The organism is Micromonospora sp. DSM 45708, assembly GCF_039566955.1.
In the GTDB taxonomy this organism is placed as follows: domain Bacteria; phylum Actinomycetota; class Actinomycetes; order Mycobacteriales; family Micromonosporaceae; genus Micromonospora.
This window is the reverse complement of sequence record NZ_CP154796.1, coordinates 4429214-4442755: the sequence shown is the minus strand read 5'-3', so window position 1 is coordinate 4442755 and position 13542 is coordinate 4429214. Positions and strand designations below refer to the sequence as shown.

Sequence of the window (13542 nt, the reverse complement as noted above, 5' to 3'; positions counted from 1 at the left end):
ACAGGGAGTGCACGTGACCGACCACCAGGATCTCGGCTGGCTGCTGGACTCGTTCGCCGAGCGCGCCGCCGAGGTCACCCACGCGATCGCGATCTCCAGCGACGGTCTGATGGTGGCCGCCACCCGCGGCCTCCCGCCGGACCGGGCCGACCAGTTGGCGGCCACCGGCAGCGGGCTGGTCAGCCTGCTGCGCGGCGCGGCGGCGTTCTTCGACGCCGGCGCGGTGATCTCCAACGTCACCCAGTTGGAGGGCGGCTTCATGTTCTCCATGGCGTTCAACGACGGCGCCTCCCTGCTCGTGCTCGCCGATCCGCGCTGCGACGTCGGCAAGGTCTCCTACGAGATGGCCGAGTTGGCGAACCGCATCGGCGACGCGCTCACCCCCGCGGCCCGGGCGGCCCTGAGCCGCAGCCGCTGACCGCCGGCGTCCCGCCGGATCCGCACCCCTGACACCCAGGAGAGACACCATGTCCCAGACCCTCACCCGGCACCGCCGTGCCCGCACCGCGGCGCTGCTCGCGCTCGTCCTGCTCGCGACGCCCGCCTGCGCCGACGACGGACCCGCCGCCGGCCCCGGCGGCACCGTCAAGATCGGCCTGCTCGCGTCGCTCTCCGGCACCTACCAGTCGGTCGGCAAGGACATCCGCGACGGCTTCCAGCTCTACCTGTCCGGCCACGACGGCAAGCTCGGCGGGCGGAAGGTCGAGCTGGTCGTCGCCGACGAGGGCAACGGCGCGGCCACCGCCGTGCCCGCCGCCACCAAGCTGCTCAAGCAGGACCGGGTGGTGGCGCTCACCGGCATCGTCGGCGGCGGCTCGGTGGCCGCGGTCTACCCGCTGCTCAACGAGACGAAGGTGCCGCTCGTCGGCTCCAACGGCCGGCCGGAACTCAAGGACGTGTCGCGGGTCTGGCACACCTCCTACCTCTCCGACGAGCCCGGCGAGGCGATCGCGTCGCACGTGCGCGAGGACGTCAAGGGCAGCGTCTACGCGATCGGGCCGGACTACCAGGGCGGCTGGGACGAGCTGCGCGGCTTCACCGAGGCGTTCGCGAAGGCCGGCGGCACGCTCGCCAACCCGGACGGCAAGACCACGTTCACGCCGTTCCCGGCGACCACCAACTTCACCCCGTACTTCGCCCGGATCAAGGCGTCCGGCGCGGACGCGGTCTACACGTTCTACGCCGGCAGCGCCGCTGTCGACTTCGTCAAGCAGTACGCCCAGTCGGAGATCAGGGACGTGCCGCTCTACGCCGCCGGCTTCCTGACCGAGGGCGGCGTGCTCGACGCGCAGGGCGACGCCGCACGCGACATCTACTCGGTGCTGAACTACTCACCGGACCTCGACAACGCGGAGAACCGGGCCTTCGTGGCCGCCTGGAAGGCCGAGCACGACGGCTCCCCGACGACCTACGCGATGGCCTCGTACGACGCGGCTGCCGTGCTGGACCGGGCGATCGCGGCGGCCGGCGACGACGCCACCGGAGAGCGGATCAACGCGGCCATCGGCCAGCTCGGACAGATCGCCAGCCCGCGCGGCACCTGGCAGTTCTCGCCGACCACCCACGCGCCGGTGCAGAAGTGGTACCTGCGTCAGGTCCGCCCGGACGGCCGGGCACTGTCCAACACCGTGGTGGGCGACCTCGCCACCGTGGGCGGCTGAGAAGTGCCTGTCGACCCGTACGTCGTCCCGGCCGTGGACGGGGTCGCCTACGGGCTGCTGGTGTTCGTCGCCGCGTCCGGGCTGGTGCTCTGCTTCGGCGTGGCCGGCATCCTGAACCTGGCCCACGGCACGCTGTTCGCGATCGGCGGCTACACCGCCGCCGCGCTGCTGGACGGTGGCTGGGCCAGCCTGGCGCTCGCGCTGGCGGTCGGCGTGGTCGCCGCCACCGCCGCCGGTGCGCTGGTCGCGGTGCTGCTCACCCGGGTCGCGGCGGCCGGGCACCTCACCCAGGCGCTGGTCACCTTCGGCGTCGCGCTGGCCGGCGGCAGCCTGCTGGTGGCCGCGTTCGGCCCGGACGACCCGCCGGTCCGGGTACCGGCCGCGCTGGACGGGTCGGTGCTGGTGGCGGGGCACCGCTACGCCGCGTACCGGCTGGTCTTCATCCTGGTGGCCGCGTTGCTCGCCGGCCTGCTGCACCTGGTGGTGCGCCGCACCCGGGCCGGCATGCTGGTGCGGGCCGCGGTCGACGACGCCGAGATGGTCGCCACGCTCGGGGTGAGCCCGGCCGTGGTGCGGGTCGGCGTGCTGGCCGCGGCCGGTGCGCTGGCCGGAGCCGCCGGCGTGCTCGGTGCGCCGATCATCGGTCCGGGGCCGGGCACGGCCGACGCGGTGCTGCTGCTCTCCCTGGTCGTGGTGGTGCTCGGCGGCCTGGGCTCGACGACCGGCACGCTGCTCGCGGCGCTGGCGGTCGGCCAGATCCAGACGCTCGGCGTGGCGCTCGCCCCGTCGGCGGCCCCGTTCCTGCTCTTCGCCGCGATGGCGGCGGTGCTCGCGGTCCGGGCGCGCGGTCTGGCCACCGCCCGGAGGGCGACATGAGGACCCGGGCCGTGCGGACGCTGCGCGTGGCCGCCGCCGTGCCGGTGCTGGCCGGGTTGGTCGCCGCGCCCTGGGTGGTGGACGACTACACCGTGGCGTTGCTGGCCCGCACGCTGGCGCTGGGCCTGGTCGCGGTGAGCGTCGCGGTGCTGACCGGCGTCGCCGGACTGCCCACGCTCGGCCAGACCGCGCCCTACGCGGCCGGCGCGTACGCCGGCGCGGTGGCCGGCGGCCAGCTCTCCGACGTCGGGCCGGTGCAACTGCTGGTCGCGGCCGGGGCGGGCGCGGCGCTGGCCGTGGTGGCGCTGCCGCTGGTGCTCCCGGCCCGTGGGGTGGTGCTCCTCATGATCACGCTGGCGGTCGGCGAGCTGGCGGTGATCCTCGCCGGCCGGTGGACCTCGGTCACCGGCGGCACGGACGGTTTCGCCGGCATCGCCCCGACCCGGCCGCTGTGGGGCCTGCCGGTGCTGGCCACCGACCGGGCCCGCTACCTCTACACGCTGGTGGTGGTGGCGATGCTGGCCGGCCTGGTGCTGCTGGTGCTGCGCAGCCGGGTCGGGCTGCTGCTGCGGGCCGGGCGGGACGACGAGGCGCGGCTGCGGGCCAGCGGGCACCGGGTGCCGGGGCACGTGGCCGGCGTCCACGTCGCCGCCGGCGCGATCGCCGGCGCGGCCGGCTCGCTGCTGGTCACCGCGCAGCAGTACGTCTCGCCGGCCGACTTCGGGTTCGACACCTCCGCGCTGCTGCTGCTCGGCGTCGTCGTCGGGGGCACCGCCTCGGTCGGTGGCGCGCTGGTCGGCGCCGTGCTCGTGGTCGCCGCCCGGGACTGGCTGTTCGGCGCGTTGCCCGGGCAGGCGCCGCTGGTGCTGGGCCTGGCCTTCGTCGTCGCCGCCCACCTGCTGCCCACCGCCCGCCGCACCCGGTGGGCCGGGCGCGCACGACCGCCGTCCGCCCCGGACGGCGCGCGCCCCACCGACGCCCGCCGGCCACCCGCCGCGACCGGGATACGCGCATGACGCCGCTGCTCGCCGCGGAGGCGGTCACCGTGCGCTACGGGTCGCTGGCCGCGCTGGACGGCGTCGACCTGCGGATCCCGCTCGGTCAGCGGCACGCGCTGATCGGGCCGAACGGCGCGGGCAAGACCACGCTGCTCGACGTGGTGGCCGGCGCGACCCGGCCGGCCGCCGGCCGGGTCCGGCTGGGCGGGCACGACGTCACCCGGCTCGGGCCGGCCGCCCGGGCCCGGCGCGGCGTCGGCCGGATCCACCAGCGGCCCGCCGTCTGGGGTTCGCTGACCGCCCGGGAGAACGTGCTGGTCGCCGCGCTGCCCCGGGCCCAACGGACCGGCCGGTGGCATCCGTCGGCACGGCGTCGGGCGGCCGGGCGCACCGCGGACGCGCTGCTGGACCGGGTGGGCCTCGGCGACCTCGCCGCGACGCCGGCCGGGCAGTTCGCCCACGGGCAGCGCCGGCAACTGGAGATCGCCGTGGCGCTGGCCGGGCGGCCCCGGCTGCTGCTGCTCGACGAGCCGGCCGCCGGGCTGTCCGCGGTGGAGGTCGGCTGGTTGACGGAGTTCCTGCGCGAGCTGCCCCGCGCGGTCGGGGTGCTGCTGGTCGAGCACCGGCTCGACCTGGTCTACGCGCTCTGCGACACGGTGACCGTGCTGCGCGACGGCCGGACGCTCGCCACCGGGTCGCCCGCCGAGATCCGCGCGTCCGGCCCGGTCCGGGAGGCGTACGCGGAGGGAGTGACGTGATGCTGCGCATCGACCGGCTCTGCGCCGGCTACGCCGGTGGCACCGTGCTGCACGAGGTGAGCCTCGACGTGCGGCCCGGCACGGTGCAGGTGGTGGTGGGCCGCAACGGCGCTGGCAAGAGCACGCTCGTGCACTGCGTGGCCGGCCTGGTCCGGCCGCAGGCCGGGCGGATCGACATCGGCGGCGTGCCGGTCGCCGGCCGGCAGCCGCACCGGATCGCCCGCGCCGGGGTGGGGCTGGTGCCGCAGGGGCGGCGGGTCTTCTCCCGGCTGACCGTGGCCGAGCACCTGGTCCTGGCCGCCGCGCCGTGGCGGGCGGCGACGCCGGGCGGCGAGGGCTGGACGGTCGCCCGGGTGCTGGAACTGCTGCCCCGGCTCTCCGAACGGCTGCGGCACCGCGGCGACCAGCTCTCCGGCGGGGAACAGCAGATGCTGGCGATCGCCCGGGCGCTGCTCGGCCAGCCCCGCGTGCTGCTGCTCGACGAGCCGTGCGAGGGCCTCGCGCCGGACCTGGCGCTGCGGGTACGCGACCTGGTCCGGTCGCTGGCCGGCGCCGGGCTGACCGTGCTCCTGGTCGAGCAACAGATCCGGCACGCGGTCGAGGTCGCCGACCGGATCGCGGTGCTGGAGTACGGCCGGGTGGTCTACGACCGGCCGGCCGACGAGGCCCGGGGCGACCCGGGCGCGGTGGCGGCGCTGCTCAGCGTCGCCGCGGTCGCGGAGCCACCGGCTCCCCGGCCCCGGCCCGGGCTGCCGACGCCCTCGGGCCCGTGAACCGTACCGACCGCGACAGGAACGAGGAAGCGATGCCGACCGACGTGCCCGAGACCGACCACGCCCCCGAGACCGACTACGCCTTCGACACCGGCGCCGCCGACGCGGTGCCCCAGCTGCACGCGCTCGAAGCCTTCCTCGACCCGATCACCACCGGCCGGCTCGCGGCGCCGCTGCTCGCCCCCGGCGTCCGGTGCTGGGAGGTCGGCGCCGGCGGCGGCTCGATGGCCCGTGCGATGGCCGCCGCCGTCGGCCCGGCCGGCCGGGTGCTCGCCACCGACCTCGACCTGACGCACCTGCGGTCGGCCGGCAACCTCGACGTCCGCCGGCACGACGTGCGCCGGGACCCGCCGCCCGGGGACGTGTTCGACGTGATCCACGCCCGGCTGGTGCTGCTGCACCTGCCGGAGCGGCGCCGGGTCCTGCGTACGCTGGCCGGCGCGCTCGCCCCGGGCGGGTGGCTGGTGGTCGAGGAGTTCGACTGCACCGCGCCGCTGCGGGTGCTCACCGCGCCGAGCGACGACGCGGCGAAACTCTTCGCCCAGGTCACGGACACGATGCTGGGCATCCTGCAGAGCCACGGCGCGGACCTGGCCTGGGCGCAGGACGTGCACGCCGAGCTGGCCGCCGCGGGCCTGGTCGACGTCGACACCGTCACCCACGCGCAGAGCTGGACGGGCGGCTCGCTCGGCATCTCGCTGTACGGCACGAACTCCCGTCAGCTCGAACCGGAACTGCTCGACGCCGGGCTGTCGCCGGGTCAGCTCGACGCGTTCCGCCGGCTGCTGCGCGACCCCGGGTTCGCGGCGATGTCGTACCAGTTCGTGTCGACCCGGGGCCGGCGTCGGAGTCCGGAACGGCGGTGACGCGCGGGCCTCAGCGCAGCGGGCCGTAGCCCCGGGCCGGCCGGGTCGTCGACGAGGTGCACCGCGGCCGGTGCGACGGTGGGCACCGGCGACCGGGGGTGCTTGGATGGACGGCATGCCCAACCCCGCGATCCTCACCGTCGACGACGACCCGGCCGTCTCCCGGGCGGTCGCCCGCGACATCCGGCGTCGCTACGGCGACCGCTACCGGGTGGTTCGGGCCGACTCCGCCGAGGCGGCGCTGGACGCGCTGCGCGAGCTGAAGCTGCGCGGCGAGCAGGTGGCGGTGCTGCTCGCCGACTACCGGATGCCGCAGATGAACGGCATCGAGTTCCTCGAGGCGGCGATGGACCTGTTCCCCGCCGCGCGCCGGGTGCTGCTCACCGCGTACGCCGACACGGACGCCGCGATCAACGCGATCAACGTGGTCGACCTCGACCACTACCTGCTCAAGCCGTGGCACCCGCCGGAGGAGAAGCTCTACCCGGTGCTGGACCAGCTCCTGGCGGCGTGGACCGCCGAGGGCGCCACCGCCACGCCCGAGCTGCGGGTGGTGGGGCACCGCTGGTCGGCGCCGTCGTTCACGGCGCGTGACTTCCTGGCCCGCAACCTGGTGCCGTTCCGCTGGGTGCCCGCCGACGAACCGGAGGGCGCCGAGCTGCTCACCGCGGCGGGCGTGACCGCTGACGACGTACCCCTGGTGGTGACCGCGGACGGCACGTCGCTGGTGCGGCCGACGACGGCCGACCTGGCCGCGCGGGTCGGCCTCGCCACCACGCCGGCCGCCGACTTCTACGACCTGGTGGTGGTCGGCGCCGGCCCGGCCGGGCTGGGCGCGGCGGTCTACGGCGCCTCGGAGGGGCTGCGGACCGTGCTGATCGAGCGGCGGGCGACCGGCGGGCAGGCCGGGCAGAGCAGCCGGATCGAGAACTATCTCGGCTTCCCGGACGGCGTCTCCGGCGCCCAGCTCACCGACCGGGCCCGCCGGCAGGCGCTGCGGTTCGGCGCGGAGCTGCTCAGCGCGCGCGAGGTGGTGTCGCTGGAGAACGCGGGCGGGGCGCGGGTGCTGCGGTTCAGCGACGGCAGCAGCGTCGCCGCGCACACCGTGGTGCTGGCCACCGGTGTCTCCTACCGGATGCTGCCGGCGCCCGAGCTGGCCGAGCTGACCGGGCGCGGCTGCTTCTACGGCTCGGTGGCGAGCGAGGCGCCGAGCTGCGCCGGGGAGGACGTCTACATCGTCGGTGGGGCGAACTCGGCCGGCCAGGCCGCGGTGCACTTCTCCCGGTACGCCCGCCGGGTGCACCTGCTCATCCGCGGCGACGACCTGTCCCGGTCGATGTCCAGCTACCTGATCGACCAGATCGCCCGGATCGACGCCATCGAGGTGCACCCGTGCACCGAGGTGGTCGGCGGCGCCGGCCAGGAGCACCTGGAGCGGGTGACGCTGCGGGACATGCGCACCGGGGAGACCCGGGAGGTGGACACCTCGTGGCTGTTCGTCTTCATCGGCGCGGAGCCGCACACCGACTGGCTCGACGGCGCGGTGGTCCGGGACCGTCGGGGCTTCGTGCTGACCGGGCCGGACCTGACCCGGGGCGGCCACCGGCCGGCCGGCTGGTCCCTGCCGCGCGACCCCTACCATCTGGAGTCCAGCATGCCGGGCGTGTTCGCCGCCGGGGACGTGCGGGCCGACTCGGTGAAGCGGGTCGCGTCGGCGGTGGGGGAGGGCGCGATGGCCGTCTCGCTGGTGCACCGCTACCTGGAGGCGCAATGAGTGCTGACCGGCTCACCACCGACGAGCTGCGGGGGCTCTTCCTGTTCGAGTCGCTCACCCCGGAGCAGCTCGCCCATCTGGCCGAGCACGGCCGGGTGGAGCGGCGCCGCGCCGGCGAGGCGGTCTACGTCGAGGGCGAGCCGGCGAGCTGCTTCTACGTGCTGCTGGACGGCACCGTGGCGATGCACCAGCGGGTGCAGGGCGACGAGGTGGAGGTGAGCCGCACCAGCCAGCGTGGCGTCTACGGCGGCGCCATGCAGGCGTACATCGGTGACCCGGCCGAGCAGCGCTACCGCAACAGCCTGCGCGCGGTCACCGACTGCGCGGTGTTCGCGCTGCCCGCGGCGATCATCGCGGACGCCATGCGCGGCTGGTTCCCGATGGCCACCCACCTGCTCGAGGGGCTGTTCATCGGGATGCGCAACACGCAGACCATCGTCGGCGAGCGGGAACGGCTGCTGGCGCTGGGCGCGCTCTCCGCCGGGCTCACCCACGAGCTGAACAATCCGGCGGCGGCGGCGGTGCGGGCCACGTCGGCGCTGCGCGGCCGGGTGGCGAAGATGCGGCACAAGCTCGCCATGATCGCCGACGGCCGGCTCGACGGGCGACGGCTGCACGACCTGGTCGCGTTGCAGGAGGAGGCGGTGAAGCGGGCCGCCGCCGCGCCCGCGCTGTCGCCGCTGGCGGCCAGCGACGCCGAGGACGAGCTGGCCGACTGGCTCGACGAGCACGGCGTACGCGGGGCCTGGGAGCTGGCCCCGACGCTGGTGGCCGGCGGCCTCGACACCGGCTGGCTGGCCCAGGTCGACGCCGCGGTCGGCGGCGACGACCTGGAGTCGGCCGTGCACTGGATCACCTACACCATCGACACCGAGCTGCTGATGGGCGAGATCGACGACGCGGTCACCCGGGTCTCCGGGCTGGTCGGCGCCGCGAAGCAGTACTCCCAGCTCGACCGGACGCCCTACCAGACGGTGGACGTGCACGAGCTGCTCGACGCCACGCTGGTCATGCTCCAGGCGAAGGTCCCGTCGGGCGTGCGGGTGGTCCGGGAGTACGACCGGAGCCTGCCGACGATCGCGGCGTACGCGGCCGAACTCAACCAGGTCTGGACGAACCTGATCGACAACGCGCTGGGCGCGATGGCCGGCGACGGCACGCTGACGGTGCGCACCGGCCGCACCGACGACCGGCTGACCGTCGAGATCGCCGACACCGGTCCGGGCATCCCGCCGGAGGTCCGGCCGCGCATCTTCGAGCCGTTCTTCACCACCAAGGCGGTGGGCGAGGGCACCGGTCTCGGGTTGGACATCTCGTACCGGATCGTGGTCAACAAGCACCACGGCGACATCCGGGTCCGGTCGGAGCCCGGCGACACCCGGTTCACGGTGCTGCTGCCGCTCACACCGGCCTGACCGGGCGCGGCCGGCCGGGTGGGCGGCGCCGGGCCGGTCGGTGTCAGAACAGCGTGGCCGGGCCGACCGGGGCCGGCTCGGGCAGCGGCGCCAGCTCGGGCAGGCGGGCCCGGACTTGGTCGTGGAACCGGCGGGCCAGGTCGGGGGCGTCCGCGTTGTCAGGCGTGTGCACGAACACGGTCGGCGAGCGGCCCTCGCGCAGCCAGCCGGTGACCACGTCCAGCCACGGCTGCCAGCCCTCGACCGTCGCGGCCGGGTCGTCCCGGCCCAGGTAGCGCACCACCGGCCGGTCGGTCAGCGCCCCGGTACGCGACGGCAGGCGCGGCTTGCGCGTCCACGCCTCGCGCTCGGCGTCGCTGGTCGGCGGCGTCCGGAAGAACGCGGTGGTGTCGAACGGGACCCATTCCGCGCCGGTCCGACGCAGCGTCTGCTCCAGCGCCCGCACCGCGGCGGAGTCGGTGAAGAACGCGGGGTGCCGAACCTCGACCGCGTACCGGTGGGTGGCGGGCAGGGTGCGCAGGAACCGGTCGAGGTCGGGCACGTCGGTCGGGCCGAACGAGCCGGGCAGCTGCACCCAGAGCATGTGTGCCCGGGGCCCGAGCGGTTCCATCGCGTCCAGGAAGGCCCGCAGCTCCGCCTCGCCGCCGGTGAGGCGACGCTCGTGCGTGACCACCTTCGGCAGTTTCGCCAGGAAGCGGAAGTCCGGGTCCGTCTGCTCCGCCCAGGAGGCCGCCGTCTCCCGGGCCGGCGTCGCGTAGAACGTGGTGTTGCCCTCGACCGCGTCGCACCAGCCGGCGTAGGCCCGCAGCCGCTCGTGGGCCGGTAGGGACCGCCCCGGCCAGGACCGGTGCGTCCACATGGCACACCCGACGTGCAGCCGCATCCGGCCTCCTCCCGCGCCGCGTCGGACGGGGACCGCCCGAACCGTGCCCACCGTATCCGGCGGGGACGGCGGGCCGGATCGGGCCCGCGGCGGCGCGCGCCCGCCTCACGGGGCGTATCTCGGCCCCGGTTACCGTGCGTGACCTTGTCGACGGAACGGTCGGCTCTGAGCGATATACCTCGGAGTCATAATTATGACTCCGAGGTATATCGCTTCCAGCCCTTCGATGCCGCCGGCCCCGACCCGCCGGGTACGGTCCCATGGTCCCGCGCCGGAAAGCCCACATCGACACCGACGCTGACGTCGTCCGGGCCCGGACAGGCGCGCGTCACGGCCGTCCCACGCGCACTCCTGCGGGCCGCGCCCGGCGGACAGGAGAAGATCCGTCACCGCCGCCCCCGGCGGCGACCCGGCGCGGCGTCCGGGGTCTTGTAGGTGACCAGGGGCACCGTGGTGGTGACCGGGGTCGCCAGGTGGTGCGCGACCAGGTCGCCGATCACCTGCTCGATCCGCTTGTAGGCGGTCGGTGCCTCCTCGAACAGCAGTTGCCGGTCGCCGCACACCACGACCGAGCCGACCGGCGTGCGGCGTAGCTCCTCCACGGTGTGCTTGGCCTTGCCCCGGCGCAACGCGTCGGCGCGGGACATCTTCCGTCCGGCGCCGTGTGCCACCGAGTGGTTGGCGTCCGCGCCGGCGTGCGCGGCCACCAGGTAGGACGGGGTGCCCCGGGTGCCGGCGACCAGCACGTCCCGGCCGTCGCCGGGGGCCGCGCCCTTGCGGTGCAGGTAGTGCCCGTCGCGGCGCTCGACCAGGTTGTGGCACTGGTCGACGACCGGCTCGGTGGGCTCGGCGCCCAGCGCGTACGCGACCCGGGCGGCCAGCAGCCGCCGGTTGAGCGAGCCCCACCGGACGGCGTCGTCGTGCCGGGCCAGGTAGGCGTCCGGATCGGGCGCGGGGCCGGCGCCGTGCGCCTCGGTGTGCTCGCGCAGGACCCGCTCGCCCAGCCCGCGCGACCCGGAGTGCACCACCAGCACCAGGTCGCCGGTGGTCAGCCCGAGCCGCTCGGCGTGCGCCGGCGCGTCGAGCGTGCCGACGCGGGCCAGCTCGACGAAGTGGTTGCCGCGCCCGACCGTGCCGAGGCCGTCGAGGTGGCCGGTCGGCACGTCGCCGGTCAGCACCGACCAGGCCGGGTCGTCAGCGTCGCGCTCCGGGTGCAGCGCGTGGTCCAGGTCGGGGAAACGGGCGGCGAGCCGCTCCGGTACGGCCCGCCGCAGCGCGATCGGGAACACCGCGATGCCGCATCCGATGTCGGAGCCGACCAGGAACGGGTAGAGCACTGTCGACGCCATGGCGGCGCCGATCGGGGCGCCCTTGCCGGGGTGCAGGTCGGGCATGGCGGCGACGTGCGTCATGCCGTCCAGCGCGGCGACCTGACGGCACTGGTCGAGCGCGGCGGACTCGATCCAACTGGTGGGGGAGGAGAAGACGGAGACGGTGGCGGGCACGGACGCTCGTTTCTTTCGGTGGGTGCGGGAAGCGGTGGGTGCGGTCCGTCAGAACGTCATGACCGACACCTTCCCGGACCCCCGCCGCGCCCGGCAACCGACTTTCCGTCGACATCGGGTCACCGGCTCCATAGACTCCGGTCGTTCTGGTACCACGAGTCCAGGGAGGAAACACGTGTCGAGCGAAACCCGACCGCACGCCGCCCCGCTGCTGGCCCGTCTCGCCGGGGTGACGGTGGCCGCCGCCGCGCTGGTCGCCGCCGCCGGCGTCGCCGCGAGCGCCGCGCCGGCCGCCGAGCCGACGCCCACCAGGGGGCCGTGCGCGTACACGCCGACGCCGGACGAGCCGGCGGCCCGACCGGTGCCGTTGCCACCGGACCCGCGCCGCACGCCGGACCGGGGCACGGTACGGGTCACGCTGCGCACCAACCAGGGGCCGATCGGGCTGACCCTCGACCGCGAGCAGGCGCCGTGCACCGTGCAGAGCTTCCTGCACCTGGCCCGGCACAAGTTCTACGACCGGACGCCCTGCCACCGGCTCACCGCGTACCCGACGCTGACGGTGCTCCAGTGCGGTGACCCGTCCGGCACCGGCGAGGGCGGTCCGGGCTACCGGTACCGCGACGAGCTGCCCACCGACCTGCCGCCCGCGCCGACCGACCCGACCGGCGTGCGCCGCCTCTACGCGCGCGGCACGCTGGCCATGGCGAACGCCGGCCCGGACACCAACGGCAGCCAGTTCTTCCTGGTCCAGGCCGACTCGGCGCTGCGCCCGAACTACACCGTCTTCGGGCGGGTCGACGCCGCCGGACTGGCCACGCTGGACCGGATCGCGGCCGGCGGCATCGCCGCCACGCCGGAGGACCCGGCGCCGGTGGACGGCGCACCCGCCCAGCCGGTGGAGATCTGCCGGGCCACCCGGGGCCGCTGACGTCGCCGGCCCGGCGGAACGGCGGACGTCCCGCCGGGCCGCCGGGCGGCTGTCGTCGCCCCGCCGGGCCGCCCGGTAGCCTGCGGCGATGACGCACGAGCGGGAGATCACCGAGCCGGTCGACCTGTGCCGGCCGGACGGGCGGCTGAACCCGGCGGCGGTCGGGTGGAGCCGCCGTCCGCTGCACCGGTCGAACCTGCGCGGCTGGGGTCGGGCCAAGCGGTGGGAGCACTGGGGCGTGGTCACCCCGACGCACATCCTCGGCCTGGTCGCGTCCTCGCTGGACTATGCCGGCGTGCAGAGCCTCTACCTGCTCGACCGGCGGACCGGCCGGGAGACCGTCACCGAGGCGGTGGTCCCGTTCGCCCGGGGTGCCGTGTTGCCGCCGGTCAGCGGCGCTGGGGCGGTCCGGGCCCGCGGTGGCGGACTGGTCATCGAGGTGGACCAGGGCCCCGACGGCAGCGCCATCCGGGCCACCGCGCCCGGCGTCGAGGTCGACCTCACGGTGCCGCTGCCACCGGGGCACGAGTCGCTCGGCGTGGTGGTGCCGTGGAGCACCCGCCGGTTCCAGTACACGGTCAAGGACGTGGGCCGCCCGGTGCACGGCACGCTGCGGGTGGACGGCACCGCGTACCCGGTGGGCGCGGAGTCGTTCGCGGCGCTGGACCACGGTCGCGGCAAGTGGCGGTACGCGGTGCGGTGGAACTGGGCGGCGGGCAGCGGGCCCGGCCGGGCGATCCAACTCGGCGGCACGTGGACCGACGGGACCGGCTCGACCGAGAACGCGGTCTTCGTCGACGGACGGCTGCACAAGATCGGGGACGACCTCGCCTGGCGGTACGACCGGGCCGACTGGCTGCGGCCGTGGCGGATCACCGGCGACCGGGTGGACGTCACCTTCCACCCCTTCCACGAGCGGGTGGGGCGCACCAACCTGGTGGTGCTGGCCGGCGAGACCCACCAGTGTTTCGGGCACTTCACCGGCTGGGCCGCCACCGACGACGGTGCGCGGGTGGACCTCGACGGCCTGGTCGGCTGGGCCGAGGAGGCGCGTAACCGCTGGTGACACGCGTCCCCACCGGGTACGGCGGGGACGCGCGTC

At 75.5% G+C, this 13542-nt stretch carries 13 protein-coding genes; 11 read left to right on the top strand and 2 right to left on the bottom strand.

Annotated elements, in window-relative coordinates; translation table 11 throughout:
• Positions 1 to 13 precede the first annotated feature (13 nt).
• The 9 genes from VKK44_RS18850 to VKK44_RS18810 all read left to right on the top strand — a co-directional run bounded on the left by VKK44_RS18850 (position 14) and on the right by VKK44_RS18810 (position 9121).
• Positions 14 to 418, top strand: coding sequence for a roadblock/LC7 domain-containing protein (locus tag VKK44_RS18850; RefSeq protein WP_343442431.1), 405 nt, complete (start codon positions 14 to 16; stop codon positions 416 to 418).
• Positions 419 to 467: 49 nt separating this feature from the next.
• Positions 468 to 1661 (top strand): ABC transporter substrate-binding protein, encoded by a 1194-nt coding sequence (locus VKK44_RS18845; RefSeq protein WP_343442430.1) that lies wholly within the window; start codon positions 468 to 470, stop codon positions 1659 to 1661.
• A gap of 3 nt (positions 1662 to 1664) precedes the next feature.
• Positions 1665 to 2537: a branched-chain amino acid ABC transporter permease gene (locus tag VKK44_RS18840; protein ID WP_343442429.1), complete on the top strand. Its 873-nt coding sequence runs from the start codon at positions 1665 to 1667 to the stop codon at positions 2535 to 2537.
• Positions 2534 to 3553 carry a branched-chain amino acid ABC transporter permease gene (locus tag VKK44_RS18835; RefSeq protein ID WP_343442428.1) on the top strand — a complete coding sequence of 340 codons (1020 nt, stop codon included), beginning with the start codon at positions 2534 to 2536 and terminating at the stop codon, positions 3551 to 3553. The genes VKK44_RS18840 and VKK44_RS18835 overlap by 4 nt, the downstream gene beginning before the upstream one ends.
• Positions 3550 to 4293: an ABC transporter ATP-binding protein gene (locus tag VKK44_RS18830; protein WP_343442427.1), complete on the top strand. Its 744-nt coding sequence runs from the start codon at positions 3550 to 3552 to the stop codon at positions 4291 to 4293. Before VKK44_RS18835 ends, VKK44_RS18830 begins: the two co-directional genes overlap by 4 nt.
• Positions 4293 to 5066: an ABC transporter ATP-binding protein gene (locus VKK44_RS18825; protein ID WP_343442425.1), complete on the top strand. Its 774-nt coding sequence runs from the start codon at positions 4293 to 4295 to the stop codon at positions 5064 to 5066. The genes VKK44_RS18830 and VKK44_RS18825 overlap by 1 nt, the downstream gene beginning before the upstream one ends.
• A gap of 32 nt (positions 5067 to 5098) precedes the next feature.
• Positions 5099 to 5932, top strand: a complete 834-nt coding sequence (locus VKK44_RS18820) for a methyltransferase domain-containing protein (protein ID WP_343442424.1) — start codon at positions 5099 to 5101, stop codon at positions 5930 to 5932.
• 106 nt (positions 5933 to 6038) lie between these two features.
• The gene (locus tag VKK44_RS18815; RefSeq protein WP_343442423.1) at positions 6039 to 7706 is read left to right on the top strand and encodes an NAD(P)/FAD-dependent oxidoreductase; all 1668 of its coding nucleotides are present in this window, start codon (positions 6039 to 6041) and stop codon (positions 7704 to 7706) included.
• Positions 7703 to 9121 carry an ATP-binding protein gene (locus tag VKK44_RS18810; protein WP_343442422.1) on the top strand — a complete coding sequence of 473 codons (1419 nt, stop codon included), beginning with the start codon at positions 7703 to 7705 and terminating at the stop codon, positions 9119 to 9121. Before VKK44_RS18815 ends, VKK44_RS18810 begins: the two co-directional genes overlap by 4 nt.
• A 43-nt stretch (positions 9122 to 9164) precedes the next feature.
• On the opposite strand, the gene VKK44_RS18805 is transcribed toward VKK44_RS18810, so the two are convergent.
• On the bottom strand, positions 9165 to 9980 hold the full coding sequence (locus VKK44_RS18805) for a DUF72 domain-containing protein (RefSeq protein ID WP_343447813.1): 816 nt from the start codon (positions 9978 to 9980) through the stop codon (positions 9165 to 9167).
• 410 nt (positions 9981 to 10390) lie between these two features.
• Positions 10391 to 11509 (bottom strand): RNA ligase RtcB family protein, encoded by a 1119-nt coding sequence (locus VKK44_RS18800; protein WP_343442421.1) that lies wholly within the window; start codon positions 11507 to 11509, stop codon positions 10391 to 10393.
• 175 nt (positions 11510 to 11684) lie between these two features.
• On the opposite strand from VKK44_RS18800, the gene VKK44_RS18795 reads away from it, so the two are divergent.
• Both VKK44_RS18795 and VKK44_RS18790 read left to right on the top strand, forming a co-directional pair.
• A complete protein-coding gene (locus VKK44_RS18795; protein WP_343442419.1) occupies positions 11685 to 12440 on the top strand; it encodes a peptidylprolyl isomerase in 756 nt (251 codons plus the stop codon).
• Positions 12441 to 12528: 88 nt separating this feature from the next.
• Complete coding sequence (locus VKK44_RS18790) at positions 12529 to 13506, top strand: DUF2804 domain-containing protein (protein WP_343442418.1); 978 nt, start codon at positions 12529 to 12531, stop codon at positions 13504 to 13506.
• Positions 13507 to 13542: the final 36 nt, after the last annotated feature.

Excerpts from the sequence above, each read along its gene's own strand:
- VKK44_RS18845 (WP_343442430.1), top strand. The coding sequence starts at position 468 with ATGTCCCAGACCCTCACCCGGCACCGCCGTGCCCGCACCGCGGCGCTG.
- VKK44_RS18835 (WP_343442428.1), top strand. The coding sequence starts at position 2,534 with ATGAGGACCCGGGCCGTGCGGACGCTGCGCGTGGCCGCCGCCGTGCCG.
- VKK44_RS18830 (WP_343442427.1), top strand. The coding sequence starts at position 3,550 with ATGACGCCGCTGCTCGCCGCGGAGGCGGTCACCGTGCGCTACGGGTCG.
- VKK44_RS18825 (WP_343442425.1), top strand. The coding sequence starts at position 4,293 with ATGCTGCGCATCGACCGGCTCTGCGCCGGCTACGCCGGTGGCACCGTG.
- VKK44_RS18820 (WP_343442424.1), top strand. The coding sequence starts at position 5,099 with ATGCCGACCGACGTGCCCGAGACCGACCACGCCCCCGAGACCGACTAC.
- VKK44_RS18815 (WP_343442423.1), top strand. The coding sequence starts at position 6,039 with ATGGACGGCATGCCCAACCCCGCGATCCTCACCGTCGACGACGACCCG.
- VKK44_RS18810 (WP_343442422.1), top strand. The coding sequence starts at position 7,703 with ATGAGTGCTGACCGGCTCACCACCGACGAGCTGCGGGGGCTCTTCCTG.
- VKK44_RS18805 (WP_343447813.1), bottom strand. The coding sequence starts at position 9,980 with ATGTGGACGCACCGGTCCTGGCCGGGGCGGTCCCTACCGGCCCACGAG.
- VKK44_RS18790 (WP_343442418.1), top strand. The coding sequence starts at position 12,529 with ATGACGCACGAGCGGGAGATCACCGAGCCGGTCGACCTGTGCCGGCCG.